Source organism: Endozoicomonas sp. ONNA1, from assembly GCF_024606325.1.
GTDB lineage: Bacteria > Pseudomonadota > Gammaproteobacteria > Pseudomonadales > Endozoicomonadaceae > Endozoicomonas_A.
The window spans coordinates 1-1017 of the sequence record NZ_JAHHPN010000669.1 but is presented as its reverse complement, the minus strand read 5'-3'; the positions used below and the strand labels follow the sequence as shown (position 1 = coordinate 1017).

At 50.0% G+C, this 1017-nt stretch carries 1 protein-coding gene and 1 pseudogene; both read right to left on the bottom strand.

Features of this window, described 5'->3' with window-relative positions; all coding sequences use genetic code 11:
• A partial coding sequence (gene cysE / locus KDK19_RS15740) for a serine O-acetyltransferase (protein ID WP_257292320.1) occupies positions 1-672 on the bottom strand: 672 nt, incomplete at its 3' end.
• Between the two features lie 55 nt (positions 673-727).
• Positions 728-1017 (bottom strand): annotated as a pseudogene (locus KDK19_RS15735) (hypothetical protein); the annotation flags it as partial.

Sequence of the window (1017 nt, the reverse complement as noted above, 5' to 3'; positions counted from 1 at the left end):
GCCATCCACTGCCTGCATATGATCCAACATGACAGATATTGCATTTGCCGTAGGGTCGGGCATATCTTCGGTAACTGCGTAAGCATCAAAACCAATTTTTTCAGCCATTTTCTGGCGCCGACTGTCCACTTCTTCGCGCTTTTTGACGATACGCCCCGGTATGCCCACCACGGTCGCACCTTCAGGCACTTCACGGACTACCACTGAATTAGAACCAATTTTGGCATTTGCGCCCACAACAAAGGGACCGAGCACCTTGGCACCAGCACCGACCACAACACCCCGCATAAGCGTCGGGTGACGTTTACCCTGATTGGAAGGGTGTTTTTTCCCCCTGTTGGGTGAAGTTCCTCCCAGCGTCACACCATGGTAAAGAGTCACATCATCATGAATGATGGCTGTCTCACCGATCACCACGCCCATCCCATGATCTATGAAGAAGCGTCGACCAATGCTGGCACCAGGATGTATTTCTACGCCGGTCAACCAGCGACTGAATGTAGACAGTGACCGACCCAACCAACAGAAACCAGATTTCCAGATCTTATGCGCTGCACGATGCAACAACAAAGCATGAAGCCCCGGATAGTTGGTAAGAACCTCAAAGGTGCTCCGAGCAGCCGGATCACGCTCCATGACCGTTCTTATGTCTTCTTTTAAACGTTTTAGCATGGGTCAATACGTCACTTGTTATCTAGTAACTACTGTTATTTTTGAATCTTCACTCTTACTTCTTTTGAATATTTCCGGCCCTATCACCACAACCGGCAAACTTTCCGGTCTCTGACAAAATACCTCTCAGAATACTCAGCTCGACGCGGTCTGGACGAATGCGACCGTACATCCGCCTGAGCTTAGCCATGATCTTCTCATGACTGCTGTGCTCAAGAAAGCCAATTTGTACCAGCGTCTTATACAAATGTTCATAGAAACGCTCCACATCATCCTGAGATGACAGATCATGGGTTCTCGGTGAAGGCAGCGGCACCTCGCCCCGGGTGATGGCCAGCCATGCCA